This is a genomic window from Bernardetia sp. ABR2-2B, from assembly GCF_037126435.1.
Lineage (GTDB): Bacteria > Bacteroidota > Bacteroidia > Cytophagales > Bernardetiaceae > Bernardetia.
The window spans coordinates 573991-589097 of sequence record NZ_CP147020.1; the positions used below are offsets into that span (position 1 = coordinate 573991).

At 32.3% G+C, this 15107-nt stretch carries 21 protein-coding genes and 1 tRNA gene; all 22 read left to right on the plus strand.

The features are described from left to right. Positions 1-4 precede the first annotated feature (4 nt). The 22 genes from WAF17_RS02310 (at position 5) to WAF17_RS02415 (ending at position 15105) form a co-directional block, all read left to right on the plus strand. Positions 5-93, plus strand: a tRNA-OTHER gene (locus WAF17_RS02310). Between the two features lie 104 nt (positions 94-197). Next, the gene (locus WAF17_RS02315) at positions 198-338 is read left to right on the plus strand and encodes a hypothetical protein (protein ID WP_338765749.1); all 141 of its coding nucleotides are present in this window, start codon (positions 198-200) and stop codon (positions 336-338) included. 35 nt (positions 339-373) lie between these two features. Further along, positions 374-691 (plus strand): hypothetical protein, encoded by a 318-nt coding sequence (locus WAF17_RS02320; RefSeq protein ID WP_338765751.1) that lies wholly within the window; start codon positions 374-376, stop codon positions 689-691. After that, a complete protein-coding gene (locus WAF17_RS02325; RefSeq protein WP_338765753.1) occupies positions 684-971 on the plus strand; it encodes a hypothetical protein in 288 nt (95 codons plus the stop codon). The genes WAF17_RS02320 and WAF17_RS02325 overlap by 8 nt, the downstream gene beginning before the upstream one ends. Further along, entirely contained in the window at positions 938-1399 is a 462-nt protein-coding gene (locus WAF17_RS02330; protein WP_338765754.1) for a hypothetical protein, read from the plus strand. Before WAF17_RS02325 ends, WAF17_RS02330 begins: the two co-directional genes overlap by 34 nt. Positions 1400-1403: 4 nt before the next feature. Then, positions 1404-1682 (plus strand): hypothetical protein, encoded by a 279-nt coding sequence (locus WAF17_RS02335; protein WP_338765755.1) that lies wholly within the window; start codon positions 1404-1406, stop codon positions 1680-1682. Positions 1683-1797: 115 nt separating this feature from the next. Continuing rightward, positions 1798-1986 (plus strand): hypothetical protein, encoded by a 189-nt coding sequence (locus tag WAF17_RS02340; protein ID WP_338765756.1) that lies wholly within the window; start codon positions 1798-1800, stop codon positions 1984-1986. A gap of 5 nt (positions 1987-1991) precedes the next feature. Continuing rightward, entirely contained in the window at positions 1992-3161 is a 1170-nt protein-coding gene (locus WAF17_RS02345; RefSeq protein WP_338765759.1) for a hypothetical protein, read from the plus strand. 202 nt (positions 3162-3363) lie between these two features. Further along, a complete protein-coding gene (locus WAF17_RS02350; protein WP_338765762.1) occupies positions 3364-3651 on the plus strand; it encodes a hypothetical protein in 288 nt (95 codons plus the stop codon). A 93-nt stretch (positions 3652-3744) separates the two neighbouring features. Continuing rightward, the gene (locus WAF17_RS02355) at positions 3745-4311 is read left to right on the plus strand and encodes a hypothetical protein (protein ID WP_338765764.1); all 567 of its coding nucleotides are present in this window, start codon (positions 3745-3747) and stop codon (positions 4309-4311) included. Then, on the plus strand, positions 4311-4589 hold the full coding sequence (locus tag WAF17_RS02360; RefSeq protein ID WP_338765767.1) for a hypothetical protein: 279 nt from the start codon (positions 4311-4313) through the stop codon (positions 4587-4589). The genes WAF17_RS02355 and WAF17_RS02360 overlap by 1 nt, the downstream gene beginning before the upstream one ends. Further along, positions 4565-4804: a hypothetical protein gene (locus tag WAF17_RS02365; RefSeq protein WP_338765769.1), complete on the plus strand. Its 240-nt coding sequence runs from the start codon at positions 4565-4567 to the stop codon at positions 4802-4804. The genes WAF17_RS02360 and WAF17_RS02365 overlap by 25 nt, the downstream gene beginning before the upstream one ends. A 34-nt stretch (positions 4805-4838) precedes the next feature. After that, positions 4839-5552, plus strand: a complete 714-nt coding sequence (locus WAF17_RS02370) for a hypothetical protein (protein ID WP_338765771.1) — start codon at positions 4839-4841, stop codon at positions 5550-5552. A gap of 523 nt (positions 5553-6075) precedes the next feature. Next, positions 6076-6645, plus strand: a complete 570-nt coding sequence (locus tag WAF17_RS02375; RefSeq protein ID WP_338765773.1) for a hypothetical protein — start codon at positions 6076-6078, stop codon at positions 6643-6645. A gap of 166 nt (positions 6646-6811) precedes the next feature. Beyond that, positions 6812-7171 carry a hypothetical protein gene (locus tag WAF17_RS02380; RefSeq protein ID WP_338765775.1) on the plus strand — a complete coding sequence of 120 codons (360 nt, stop codon included), beginning with the start codon at positions 6812-6814 and terminating at the stop codon, positions 7169-7171. A gap of 195 nt (positions 7172-7366) precedes the next feature. After that, the gene (locus tag WAF17_RS02385; RefSeq protein ID WP_338765778.1) at positions 7367-7993 is read left to right on the plus strand and encodes a hypothetical protein; all 627 of its coding nucleotides are present in this window, start codon (positions 7367-7369) and stop codon (positions 7991-7993) included. 105 nt (positions 7994-8098) lie between these two features. Further along, complete coding sequence (locus tag WAF17_RS02390) at positions 8099-9688, plus strand: type I restriction-modification system subunit M (RefSeq protein ID WP_338765781.1); 1590 nt, start codon at positions 8099-8101, stop codon at positions 9686-9688. Next, a complete protein-coding gene (locus tag WAF17_RS02395; RefSeq protein ID WP_338765783.1) occupies positions 9688-10767 on the plus strand; it encodes a restriction endonuclease subunit S in 1080 nt (359 codons plus the stop codon). The genes WAF17_RS02390 and WAF17_RS02395 overlap by 1 nt, the downstream gene beginning before the upstream one ends. 71 nt (positions 10768-10838) lie before the next feature. After that, the gene (locus WAF17_RS02400; RefSeq protein WP_338765786.1) at positions 10839-11360 is read left to right on the plus strand and encodes a hypothetical protein; all 522 of its coding nucleotides are present in this window, start codon (positions 10839-10841) and stop codon (positions 11358-11360) included. 39 nt (positions 11361-11399) lie between these two features. Beyond that, positions 11400-11828, plus strand: coding sequence for a helix-turn-helix transcriptional regulator (locus WAF17_RS02405; protein WP_338765788.1), 429 nt, complete (start codon positions 11400-11402; stop codon positions 11826-11828). Next, positions 11818-12279, plus strand: a complete 462-nt coding sequence (locus WAF17_RS02410) for a hypothetical protein (RefSeq protein WP_338765791.1) — start codon at positions 11818-11820, stop codon at positions 12277-12279. The genes WAF17_RS02405 and WAF17_RS02410 overlap by 11 nt, the downstream gene beginning before the upstream one ends. 3 nt (positions 12280-12282) lie before the next feature. Next, a complete protein-coding gene (locus WAF17_RS02415; RefSeq protein ID WP_338765792.1) occupies positions 12283-15105 on the plus strand; it encodes a type I restriction endonuclease subunit R in 2823 nt (940 codons plus the stop codon). Positions 15106-15107 lie beyond the last annotated feature (2 nt).

Genomic DNA, 15107 nt, shown 5'->3' on the forward strand with positions numbered 1-15107 from the left:
ACAATGCCTATTAGCTCAGTGCAATTAAGGTAGAGCGTTATTACTTAGCTAGAAAAGTAGTAAAGGTCGGGAGTTCGAATCTCTCATAGGCATCAAATATCAATTTTTGATATTGTTATTTGGGTAAAATAACGGAATAAAGTAGTTGGGAAGCTACTTTATTCTTCCTAATAATTTATCAAATCACTAAATAAAAAATGAATCTAATAGTACAAATAATACTTTTCGTTTTAGCTTTTCTTACTTGTTTATGTGGTGTTGCTATGCTTATAGATGCCGTTATCATAGACTTTATGCCAAGAAAAATACAGGACTGGTGGGAACATCATTACTGGTAAAATAAATCAAAACCCAACTAAATACTCAAAAAATTATGCTTTTTATTAATAAACCCACACAGCCAAGAAGACTTGTAAAATTCTATGCTCAACTAAATACAGAGTTTAAAAATTGCAAAATAAGTGCAGAGAGAATACAAGATTGTAATCTCAATCTCACTCTTTTTGATGAAACTCTTATTCAGAAAAACGGAAACGAGCCAAGTTTGAATCTGCTCCGTGAGCTAGACTTCATACAAAGAAGTGATGAGGTAAAACTACAAATAGCAGAAGCTGTTACAAAAATACTTCGCAAAGAATTATTAAAGCGTGTTACTTATTTTGCTCATCTAAATAACTACCAATATGGCTAAACAGAGATTACCCTACCAGATGAAAATGCAGGAACGTAATGCTAAAGCAGTTATGATGAACCGTGCATTGAAGGCTCTTGTAAGTCATAAAATTGAATGTAGTAAAGCAAGAAAAGCAGAAGAGCCAGAGCCTTATTTGAAGCTATCAGAAGTAGAAGTACAAACATTAATAGATGCTTGTGGACTTGCAAAAGATGCTCTCAAAGGTATTCAGATAGAAATGTTCAACTCAAAACCAATAAAACGATGCCAAGAGGTTATACAAGACACGAACGAGTAGCCTATCAGTACAAAAAAATAGACTATCATTATCAGCAGTTAGTTCGTTTAGGCGAATCAACGGATAAAATCTTAGAAAAGATGCTTATGAGCCAAGCTCTCCAACAGGAAGAGGCGAAACCAGAAGTAGAAGAGCCAAAAGAAGTTGTACAACTTACAGGCTATCTAAAGTACGTAAAAGAATATGTAGAAGGCAAATATCAATCTATGTTTGTCAAAGAAGGAGAAGAGCGCAGTAGTATTCAATTATTCTATAAGCAAAATGAATCAATACTATTTGATTTAGAACGCTTACAGAATATGGAACTCAACGGTATAAAAGTAGTCGTAAAAGCCATTCAAAACGGTTATACGTCCACAGATAAACCGATTATGAATGTAGTATCAGTTCAGAATTATAAGGAGTTTTTGAAAGAACAAAAAAGCTAATTTTATGGAAAACGAATTAATCAGATTTATACTATCCATCGCAATAGCTGCTCCTATGGTATTTATGCTTCTTAAAATTCTTATCAGAGGAGAAGAAATTAAGATAAATGAATTGCACGAAAAAAACAGCAGGTTGAAACGTGAGAATCAATCTCTTATGAGAATCAACAATGACAATGCTGAACATATAGAAACTCTACACAGAGCCGTAGATGAAGAATATGATAAGAAAGTAAGAAGACAGGAATTCATGTCTTTTCTAAAGCAAAACAGACTAGATTAAAATCAATCAAAACTTTACAAAAACTATGACCTATTTACTTATTTTTTTACTCGTTGTTTGTCTATTTTTTTTGATAAAAAAGTCAATACAATTGAGGAGACAAAAAAACAGCTTTATGCAACTTTCCTTAGAAAAAGGACAGATACATGCTTTATTCAAGGATTACGTGTTCAATAGAAATCTACAAAACGAAATGGCTACTTTCGATTATTTCAAACAGCACGGTTTGGGAGAGGACGGAGAGCCAGAAGAGGTCAGAGTTTATGATACTCTTGCACAACATTTTGAAAACATAGAACAATAGGAATTATGAAAACAACAGACAAAATACTGCAAGCGTTTGGTAATTTGGGACGGAAGCCATCAGAAAATCATAGTGGCGACCCATTTCAGCAGGCCCTCAACGAAACCAAAGCAAAAGGCTATTACGAACAAGCTGCTCAAAAGCTCACACCGACCACACAAGCGCAAAAAAGGCGTGGTTCATTCAAGATAGTGAAGTCTTTGAAAGGGTTCTATCACATCGTTTCTTTCCTTCTGGGATTGATAACAGCTTATTTGGTAGGTAAGCAATTTGCACCAAACTTTGAGAGTGTAGAAATGATAGCAATGGCTATTTTGATAGGATTATTTGCCATCGGAATATTCTATGCACTAGAAAAAATGAAAGCCGAATCTGCTCAATCTATTGCCCAAGCAAAAGCAATAGGCGACGGAACAAGTTTAATGGCGTGGATTGGTCTGCTAACTTGTACACTTGCCAGTATTGTAATTTCGGCAACAGGTGGAGCGCATATTTCAGCTACTCTGCAAGATAAAAGTACAGAAATTACAGCTACATCTAATCAAGAAGCTGATAGTATCAAAAGTGGTTTTTCTAAACAAATAAGTAGTTATGATTTGCTTATTGAGAGTGCAAATGAAACTCTAAAAACGAATAAGAAAAATTGGCAAGCTGTAACAGCTCGTAAAGATTTGAAGGAAGCACAAGCAGAAAAAAATAAACTCTTAGAAATGCAAACAACAGCTTTATCAGAAATCAAATCAAATAAGAAAACGTCCCTATCAGTAAATGAACAAGACGGAACAAAGAATGCTGCAATAGCAGGAATCATAATTTTAGTGTTAGAAATACTTTGTATTTATGGTTACTTCTATGAATATTCATATTATCGTTTTGCACTTGATGAAGGTGTTGCTTTTAATATCATACCTCCAGTTACCATCTTTCCAAATGCTCAATATCAACAGCAAAGTTTAGGAGGTTTTCAAGCTCAACACCAACATAAAAATCCGATTGGTTTTGGTAATCAAAATTCAAATCGTAATCCTCAAGCAAGTCATCAAAATCACACTTGCAGAAAATGTGGTACTAGCCTAAATAATAAGCGTTCTGATGCCGTTTTCTGCTCTAGCAATTGTAGAACTCTACATTATAGAAGTGGAGGAGGAGGAATAAAAGGACAAGTATATAAATAGAAAAAAAACGTTCAGTAAAAAAAAGTGTAACGGATAATTGTAACGGCTAGTAACGGATAACAACGGCTAGAACGGCTACAAAGGCACTTTGTAACGGCTATGTAACGGTTAAAATTATCCGTTACACAAACGTTACATAAACGTTCGCTAACCGTTACACAGTATTTTTAATCAATTCCCAACTAAAAATCAGTTTAAAATTATGGAAAATCAAACTCAAACTCCAGAAACAAATACAAATCCGAACGAATCAAAAACGGATAAAGTTGTAGCAGAAAAATTTGCACAAACAATTACCGAATTATGGTTATCAAATACTAACAAGAAAAGTTTTCTTTATACAGTAATTCGTAATCAAGATGAAAAAGTAATTAAGGATTTTAAAGCTCCTTTGCCAAAGACTACCACTAGGGATTTCTTAGACCAACCTGCATTTGCAGATTTAAACATAAGAATGGAAAAAAGTTATACAGTAGTTCGTATGCCTTAGAAAAACACAATGATTGTAATAAGTCAAAACCCCTATTCTTTTGGGATAGGGTGTTTTTAAAACGAGTATTAATCACTTATAAATTTCAAACAAATGACTTCACAAACAGCAGAAAGTTACAAACCAAATAGTGCAACTGTTATACGTATTTTAGATAATATACTCCCAAAGATAAAACACTTACAAAGTCTATCCTATACAGAAGCAAATAAAATACTCAATGATGAATATTTTATTTCCCAATGGAAAGGTAGAAAAAAAGCATTTGGTAGTCTATTTTTGAATTTAGATGATAAGAATATAGTAAAAATGCTAAACTATTTAGGAATAGAATTGTCAGAGCCAAAAAAACAACACGAAGAAAGCGACAATGACAGACTAGATTTTACTCTTCAATCTGCAACTAAAGGAGAAAAAGATAAAGAGCATCAAGAAGCTATTGCAAGACTTCTTAGAGAAAATGTTAAGGCTAAGTTTCCCTACGAATTTTTTCCGATAGAACAAGCAGTAGTCAAAGACTTCTGTATTTATGCTCTCAATAACAGCCGTACCATTGGAAAAAAACACTACATCGACGTCAAAGGGTGGATAGCATTGTATTCAAAAATGAGTGCCAATGAAAAAATAGAATTTGCAAATACTTTAATTGAGTACAAATAATGAGTATCGAAGACCAATTGAAACAACTACTTGCTCCTGTTCTTAAAGAGTTTATAGACCTTCATAAACTTGATGCAGCAACAGAGCAGTATAACAAGCATAGAGGGTGCAAACGAAATGTTAGTGTTTTCTTAGACGAAAAAGGAAATTTAGGTATTCTATATTGTTCTGCTGACAATTACCCAGATAATTTTGTAGTATCTGACACTATTAGAGGATTGAAACACGAAATTGAAACTATAAACACAAACAAATGGAAGGAAACGAGAAAAGACTAAGTTTTGAGCAGCTTCAAGAGTTATCCAAAATTAACCGATTTGATGTTGGTTTCTATGTAGAAAAAGCCATACCTAAAGAAACTATTGAGCATATAGGTATTACTATAACCCACAAAAACGAAATTATCTATCAAAGGGAAGTAAAAGATGGTATTGCAATGGTAAAGAGAGTATCTATTTCTGAATATAAAGTCAATAACAATGAACAAAGATAAATTCAAACAAACCCCAACTAAAAACTCAAATTAAATGAATCAAGCACAAGCACCACCAGTAAAAGCAAAACCGAATCATATTGCTTACGAAAAAATGCACCGTAGTCTGTTATCAGATTTAGATGACTACAATGACGGAAAAGAAGTAGGAGAAGCCATTAATTCCAACGAACAAGCTACTTTATTCTTTATTTATGACACATTTGTTCGGCTTTACAAAGATAAGAGTAAAGACACCAAACTCATCACATGGACGAATGGAAAGCAATATGCCTGTTTGGTTACCAACAATCAATCTCTAGCTACTCAACGTGGTGTCAAATCCGAGAAAACAATGCGTAATCATATTAAAAAATTGATTAAAGCAGGGTTTATGTTTAAGCCAAAAAAAGGAGAAGACCCTTATCGTAAATGGTTTAACTTCTCTATTTTTCTCAATCCAAAACACCTCATTACGTATGCAGGATACACGATTGCAGAAGCCAAAACGAAGCTGCCCCAAATGCAAAAATTCTACCGTCTGAAAGAAGACTTTTGCAGCATTGAAGGAATACCAGAAGAGCAAAAACAGAACATAAGAAAGTTCTCTTTGCAGTCATTTACACACGGTACAAATTCATTAGTCATTGAGTGTTCTAAACAAGCCTTTGAAGGCATAAAAAACACTCCAGAATCAAAAATATATACTACTTTGATAGAAAACTTCTTTGGTAAGAACGTGTCCGTACAACACGTTTTTAACGCATAAGAATCAATATCATTTTTTCTAAAATTTTAAAAAGTTGCTCAAAAGCGACCCTAAAAAGAACACCCTAAAAAAAGTGTCAAAAACGAATAATACGGAAAAAATTACCACTATTATAGTGTTTTTATGTAATATTTCTCTGTATATATAAATACTTAAAAATACATGTAAAGTCGGTAAATTTTTCCTTTTCGTGGGGATGTGTCAAACACAGAAAAAAAAATACACTAGGAAAAATACATCTGTATAAAAAAAATTACAGAAAAAGAGTTTGCTCCCTAAAGCTAATAGGTGGACAGACAAAAACAGAAAAAGAAAAAAGCCAAATGCACGGAAAAAGTGAGAAGATACGGGACTTTGAAAAAAAAAGTAAAAAGTACCGAGTTTTTGTAAAAAATAGGCAAAAAAAATCTTACTAAGCGTGTTAGTAAGATTGCCCAACTAAAACTGTAAAAAAATTACAAAATTAGCTTTGAGGTTGAAGTTGCTCTCCAGCAGAGCTTCAAGGCAAATATACAACAAAATTATGAATCAAACAACACAATCACGAGTTCCAAACAATAAAAATAAAGTTCCTTGTAGGTATAAACTCGTTTTGTATTTCAATGAACAGGAGCTAAATAATGAAGGTGGATTTGTGGATAAAAAACGAGCTTTATATGCCAATTTTTATGACCACATTCCAGAAAAGGTTTTAGCTTATTTTAAAGACTTTGTAGATAAGATAATCAAAAATCCTATTCAGTATAAAGTCAAGTATGGAACTACTCTGAAAACGGCTATAATCGTAGATAGACACGAAAGTCAAGTTATTTGGAAGCATACAGTTCAAAAATCCTTACCTACATATTTCCCAGAAACAAGTGAAACGAGTGAAGCTCACGAAGACCCAAAAGAAGAGTTTGCTTCAGAACAGGAAATAAAAATAGCTCTTGATGCAGTAGAAGAGTGCTACATCGCAAATAATGGCGTAGAAATGCCAAATGAGGAATATGAAGCAGCTAAAAAAGATTTTAGTATTTGTAACTCTAAAATGCTTGAAAGTATGCTACAATTCAAAATTAAAATGATTAATCACTTAGCAAATCCTAAATAAAACTCCCTAAAAAAGTCTTCAGTATTAAAAATATTGAAGACTTTTTTAGTTTTCTATTTATTTTAATTGTATTTTATCTGTTTCTTGTCTGTTCCTTATCTATTTTTATCTGTTTCTTGTCTGTTCCCTATCTATTTTTATCTGTTTCTTATCTATAAAAAAAACTATGAAAGACCTACTTATCCTAATTTTAGCTTTCTCAATGGCTGTTTTATCCTATTTATTGGTAGAGAAAAACAATACTTCTTCAGAAGAAGAACCTAAACCTTGTCAAATAGACTATTATGCGAACTCAAATACTCCTTATCAAATAGATTATTTCTTGAAAAATGATAATATAGAAGATTCTGTTCTATTTATCAATGGTGGTTACTATGACGTAATAGATGATGGTCTTATCCTAGAAAATCCTCCTACTGGAGTTTATGAATTGGGAACTATTGAGGATTTTCTTCCTAGAACTAAAATTTTTGAAATTAAGAAAGAAGCTAATGTAAAAATGATTAATTTTGATAATACTTATTAAACTATATTTCTAATGAAAAAAATTGCAGAAAAAAAATATTTTGCTAGACTAAAAAAATACTTAACATATAGTAATATAGCTTTGTTACTATGTATTTTTATAACTATCCTCAGCGTAATTTATAGTGAATTTTTTCGTGGAGACTTTCGCTATATCGTTTATGCTCCAGTTGCTTTAATGGTTATAGTTATAGCAATGAAAGTCCAATTTTTTCTTAACTCGGACAAAGCTACACAAGAACATCAACACGTTAGAGTATCATTTGTAAAGGACTGTATTGAGATTATAGCTTTTATATGTGCTGGGATATACTTTTTATATCAACTTGTTGGAAATGTTGATATTACAAACATGGATTTAGAAGTAAAAGCACAAAGGTTAGAAATTAACCAAGATGACGACCATTTGGCAGTAGAAGTCAAACTAAAGAAAGGAGATATTGCATCAGTATATCTACACGACATCAAAGGTTTTATATATGATGCTCAGTCTAATAAATTTGTTGATACATTACTCTTTCATGGATTATCAAGAGTTACTATTCCCATGAAAGATTCTACTAAAATAGAGGAAGGTTATACAACATTTGCTAAAGTTGATTCTACTCCAAAGTATAGAATAGCAAGTAATGAAAGTACCCAATTTTCAGCATATCAAGAAATTAGCCACAAAGGAGCTTATCGTGTTGATATAATTGTCATTACTGAAAGAATGAAATTACTACATAATGTACAATCACAATACAGAGCATCAACTATTACACTACCTATACAGAGTAAAAAAATAAAGACAACTGTTCAAGATTCATTAAATAGTAATTAATATATCCTATACAGTTTTTTATAAATCAATTATTTATCTTTTTGAGTATTTGTTTACTATATTTGATTTTTAAAAATTAGTCTTGTAGGTTTACAAATACTCAACATGTCAGAAGAACAAAGACGTTTGCTTGAACGCAAACTATGGGATATTGCCGATGAATTGCGTGGAAAAATGGACGCAGACGAATATAGAGATTATATTTTAGGCTTTATTTTCTACAAATACCTTTCAGAAAAACAATATATTTTTGCTAATAATCTTCTCCAATACGAAGAGCAAAAAGATTATAGAAAAATAAAAGACCAAGGTTCGTTAGATGTTATAAAAGATGAATCTATTGGTACGCTCGGTTTTTTTCTAAAACCAAATGAACTTTTTTCTTCTGTGGTGGAAAAAGGTCTTCGAAAACGCAATGATGATGTTTCTGAGGAAGAACAACAAGAAAACTTTGTTATAAACGACTTATCAACTATTCTTCTCAATGTACAGAGTAGTACAATGGGACAAGAAAGTGAAGAAGAATTTGATAATCTTTTCGAAGATTTAGACCTTCATAGCACTAAATTAGGTAGAAGTCCAAAAGATAGAAATATCTTAATTGTAAAAATATTAGCGCATTTGGATAAGATTGATTTTCAATTAGAAAATCTTGAAGCTGATGTTTTGGGAGATGCCTATGAATATCTTATTGGACAGTTTGCATCTGGAGCAGGAAAAAAAGCAGGAGAATTTTATACTCCTCAAGAAGTTTCTACTATTTTGGCTCGTTTGGTTACGATTGGAAAAAAGAAACTCAAAACCGTTTATGACCCTACTTGTGGTTCTGGTTCTTTGCTTTTACGTGTGCGTAGGCAAGTGGAAAAAGTAGGCGAATTTTATGGTCAAGAACTCAACCGTACTACCTACAACCTTGCTCGTATGAATATGATTTTGCACGATGTGCATTATACACAATTCAATATCCAACAAGCTGATACATTAGAAGACCCAAAACACACAGATTTACAGTTTGAGGCGATTGTCGCTAACCCTCCTTTTTCGGCTAAATGGACTGGTAAGAAAAACCCTTTATTTAGTAATGATGACCGTTTTAGTCAGTACGGCTCATTAGCTCCATCAAGTAAAGCCGATTTTGCTTTTGTACAACACATGATTTATCATTTGGCTGATAACGGAACAATGGCGTGTGTACTTCCTCACGGTGTTTTGTTTAGAGGAGCTGCCGAAGGTCGCATTCGTGAGTACATTATCAAAGAAATGAATTACTTAGATGCTGTCATTGGCTTACCTGCTAATATTTTCTATGGTACAAGTATTCCTACTTGTATTTTGGTATTGAGTAAGTGCCGAGTAAATAGTGATAATGTCCTTTTTATTGATGCTAGTAATCATTTTGCAAAGGAAAAGAATCAAAATAAGCTATTACCAAGTGATATTGAGCGCATTTTGAATGCTTATACAGAACGTAAAAACATAGATAAATACGCTTATGTTGCTTCATTAGAAGAGATAGCTGAAAATGATTATAACCTCAATATTCCTCGCTATGTAGATACATTTGAGGAAGAGGAAAAAATTGATGTAGATGCTGTATTGAAAGAATTAAAAGAAGTAGAAACAGAGCTTTCTAGCACTGATACTACTATTGATAGTTTTTGTAAAGAATTAGGAATCGAAAACCCTTTTAACTAATGGAAAAAGTAAAAAAGAACATTCCTACTTTGCGTTTTCCTCAATTTGAAGGAAAATGGGAAACAAAGAAAATAGGTCAAATTTTACAAATAGGTTCTGGTAAAGATTTTAAACATCTAAAAAAAGGCAATATTCCTGTATTTGGTACTGGAGGGTTAATGGATAAGGTTGATACTGCTCTTTATACAGGAGAAACGGTATTTATTGGTCGTAAAGGCACAATAGATAAACCTGTCTATTTCAATGGTAGTTTTTGGACAGTTGATACTTTGTTTTATACTTATGATTTCAATTTGTCATACCCTAAGTTTGTATATGCTCTTTTTCAGAGAATAAATTGGTATGCACATAATGAAGCATCTGGCGTTCCAAGTTTATCAAAAACAACTATAAATAGTTTGAAAATAAACCTCCCCTCTTTATCTGAACAACAAAAAATAGCCAATTTTCTAACTACCACAGATAAACGTATTGAGTTACTTACCAAAAAGAAAGAACTCTGTCAGCAGTATAAAAAGGCAATGATGCAAAAGCTATTCAGTCAAGAACTACGCTTTAAAGATGAGAATGGGAAGAATTTTCCTAAGTGGGAAACTAAGAAGTTAAGGGAAATAACTGAAAGTCTTTCTTCTGGAAAAACAAAGCCACAAAATGAAGGGAGTATAAATGTTTATGGTTCAATGGGAATAATCGGAAAATGTATTGATGCAACCCACAAAGGAGAATATATTTTAATAGCAAGAGTTGGAGCAAATGCAGGGACTTTATTTGTAATTAATGATGAGTTTAGTGTAACAGATAATACTTTAATTTTAAAATTAAATGAGAGAAGTATATTAAAATTTATTGCCTATTCTCTTGATAAATTAAATTTAAATAAATTAGTTTTTGGTTCTGGGCAACCTTTAATTACAGCAGGACAACTTAAACAATTAAAAATAAATCTTCCATCACTCCAAGAACAGAAAAAAATAGCAGGTTTTTTAACTGCTTTAGATAAAAAAGTAGAATTGGTAGAGAAACAAATTCAATTCTCTGAGCAATTCAAAAAGTATTTATTGCAGAATTTATTTGTGTAAAAATTAAAAAATTAAAAATAATTAGTTTGTTTCACTTAAAAGTGAAACGAGATTTGATAATATAGAGTTATATGAATACATTTGCGTTAGAAATTTTTGACGATGAAGGCAAAAAGTGTACTTTTTATACAGTTCGTTGGGACGATATAGAAGTGAGCGAAACCGAGAAGTTTTTTTCTAAGTTTCGTCAAGATGCTGATTTAAAGCCTTCATTACTAAACTTAGCCAAATTCATTGAAATCGTAATCGGCGATGAAAAGGGAGCGATAGAAGCCTACTTTCGTTTTGAAAACACAGCCGATGGACTTCCTCCCTCCAAAAAATTCAGAATAGAAAAGCAAACTATCAATTTTGGCAATCGTTTTCCTTTACGTTTGTATTGCCTTCGCTTGTCCGACGAATTAGTTATTCTTTTTAATGGAGAAAGAAAAACAAGCCAGTCAGCACAAGACGGAGATACAAGTATGGTTTTTCACGATGCCAATGTCTTTGCTGAACGTATCTTGAAAGCCAAAGAAGACGGAGAGATTATCATCAAAGGCAGAATAATACAAAACTACAATGGTAGTACAGATGAAATTCTAATTTATTAGTTTTTATTTTTATCTATCTGTTCCAAAATCCAAACTATTATGAGAAATAAATTATTCCAAGAAATACTAGATGAAGCTACTCCAGACGTAGAAATTTACGTGCGTCTGTATGGTAACATCGTTGCAAGAGTACATACTCTTCTCAAACAAAAAGGTATGACACCAAAAGGACTTGCCGACCAAATGGGTAAACGTCCTTCTGAAATTCATAAATGGCTCAATGGAGAGCATAATTTTACGTTGCGTTCTATTGCCAAATTAGAAGCCGAATTAGGCGAAACTATTTTAGAAGTGCCAAAAGAGAAGGAGGAAGTAGTAGTAATAAAATCTATTGTACCAAACCAACCTAATACTACATTTTCAAACCAAGAGAGGAAAGAAGCTACCAAAACTATATCTTTTGGAGAAAGAACTTTGGAACAAGTAAATTTGGAACAAACAAGAAAATTACAATATTATGGATACTAAAGATAAAAAGCATATTATTAATCTTAACTTAATTCATATAACAGGTGTAGGAGTTTTAAAAGAAGATTTAACTATTCCCTCCGAATTTGATATTCAAAAAGTGGATAAGTTTGATTCTAAACTAACCCCCTCTATTGAGGTGGGTAAAACTGATAAAAATGTAAGAGTTATCTTAAATATTTCTATTTCCACATTAGGAAAAAATAAGGAAAATGCTACTATTGAACTTCAAATTGGAGTACAATATGTTGTTGAAAATATACATGATTTAATAGTAGAAAATGAAGAAGGTCTATTTCCTGATATTAATCTTTTTGGTGTTTTAGTAGGTACAGCTTATTCGACAGTTCGTGGTATTTTGATGACACGCTTACAATATACACCGTTTAATAATTTTATACTCCCCATTATCAGTCCTTATATTTTTTTGGAAAAAGCCAAAAATGATTAACTTATGACTACGCAACCAGAAGCATTACTTGAAAACGAACTCATAGCACAGTTAGAAAATGAATTGCGTTATGAGCGTGTCAAAATAAAAGACGAAGCTGCTCTTATTGTTAATCTAAAAAAACAGTTAGAGAAGCATAATAATTTGTCTTTATCTGAAAAGGAATTTGCTCAAATCTTGAATCATTTGAGAAAAGGAAATTCGTTTGAGAAAGCTAAAACGTTGCGTGATAAAGTTCAGTACAAAAAAGATGACGGTAGTACCTATTATTTGGAATTACTCAACCTAGAACATTGGTGTCAAAATGAATTTCAAGTAACTAGCCAAGTTACTATGAAAGGCACACGTACTAATCGTTATGATGTTACTTTACTCATTAATGGATTGCCATTAGTGAGTATTGAACTCAAAAAACGAGGTTTAGAGTTAAAAGAAGCCTTCAAACAAAATATACGTTATACAGCCAAGACTTTTCCAGCAGGATATGGCTTGTTTCAATATGTCCAGTTATTTATCATCAGTAATGGAGTGAATACAAAGTATTATGCTCACAATCGTGTCAATAAACAGGAGTTCAAACAGACTTTTTATTGGAATGATAAAGACAACAAAAAAATATCAAATCTTAATGATTTTGCAGAGGTGTTTTTAGAGCCGTGTCATATCTCTAAAATGATAACTAAATATGTTGTTTTGAATGAAACTGAAAAAATGTTGATGGTACTTCGTCCTTATCAATATTATGCAACAGAAGCTATCATTAATCAAGTCAAAAACAACGATAAAAACGGTTATATTTGGCATACAACAGGGTCAGGCAAAACCCTAACTTCTTATAAAGCAAGTCAGATTCTGACACATCTACCAAAGGTTCACAAGGTACTTTTTGTAGTAGATAGAAAAGACTTAGATTATCAGACTATCAAAGAATTTAATAGTTTTAGTAGTGGAAGTATTGACGGAACAAGTGATACAAAAACATTAGTAAAACAGCTTACAGATGATACTCCTCTCATTGTTACGACCATTCAAAAACTAAATACAGCAATCAGTAAGAAAAGGTATTTAAGTCAAGTAGAATCGTTACAAGACAAAAAGATAGTTTTTATTTTTGACGAATGCCACCGTAGTCAGTTTGGAGAAACTCACAAACGAATTACAAAGTTTTTTACAAATTCTCAATTATTTGGTTTCACAGGAACACCAATTTTTGCAGATAATGCCGTCAGAAATACACAAGGAAAACGAACTACCAAAGATTTATTTGATGAATGTTTGCACAAATACGTCATCACAAATGCAATCCGTGATGAAAATGTATTGAAGTTTTCAGTAGAATACATTAACACCGTCAAGAAAAAAGAGGATATTCAAGACATAAATGTAGAAGACATTGACAAAGCTGAAGTGATGGAAGCTCCTCAACGATTAGAGAATGTAGTTGATTATATCATCGCTAATCACAACCGAAAAACCCACGGAAAAAGGTTTACAGCTATTTTCTGTACTCCTAATATCAAGACACTCATTAAGTATTATGATATTTTACAAGAAAAGAAAGAAGCTGGAGAACACGACTTGCGAATAGGTACTATTTTTTCTTATGGAGCAAATAATGAAGTAGATTCTGAAGAGGAAGACGAAGCAAACTTTGAAGCCTACGACGATGATACTTATACTTCTGAACGAGATAAATTAGATACCTATATTGGTCATTATAATCAAATGTTTGGTACAAACTATTCTACAAAAGATAGTCAGACTTTTTACAACTATTACAACGATATTTCCAAACGAGTAAAGAATAAGCAAGTAGATATTTTGCTAGTTGTCAGTATGTTTCTGACTGGTTTTGATAGTAAAAGTCTTAATACTTTATATGTAGATAAAAACCTCAAACATCACGGACTAATACAAGCCTACTCACGTACAAATCGTATTTTAGATGAAGTCAAATCACAAGGAAATATTGTTGTTTTCCGTAATCTAAAAAAGGCTACTGATGATGCTATTGCTCTTTTTTCTAACCCAAAGGCAAAAGAAGAGATTTTATTAGAACCGTATGAGGATTATATCGAAAAGTTCAATGAAGCTCATTCTAAACTAACCAACATTACGCCTACTCACGAAAGCGTAGATGATTTAGTAACCGAAGAAGACGAACTGGAATTTGTAAAAGCATTTAGGGAGCTAATGCGAGTTAAAAACGTACTAGAGAGCTTCACAGAGTTCAAGTATGAAGATATAGAAATGGAAGAGCAGACTTTTAGTGATTTCCAAAGTAAATATTTAGACTTGTACGATAAAGTCAAAACAAGCACGTACAAAGAAAAAGTATCTATCCTTGACGATATAGATTTTGAAATTGAGTTAATGCACAGGGACGAGATAAATGTAGCTTACATTTTACGTTTATTAGGAGAGCTTAAAGATACCAAAACACCAAAAGAAAGAGCTAAGAAAGAAAAAGCCATTTTGGACACTCTTTCAAGCGAGGTTGAGTTACGTAGCAAACGTACTCTAATTGAGAAGTTTATGAGCCAACATCTACCAATGATTCAAGATAGTGAGGACATAGAAGAAAGATTTGATTTGTTCATTAGTGAAGAGAAAAAGAAAACATTTGATTTACTAGCTCAAGAAGAGAATCTTGACCCTGTAAAATTAGAAACTCTAATCACTAATTACTTATTTATGGGTAAAACTCCTCAACGCAATGATATTATCGGAGCAGTAAACGGAGTTGTAGGACTGAAAGAGCGCAAAACCATTGGCGAACGAATTATGGATAGAATCAATGATTTTGTTGATACTTATGAGAAATAAGT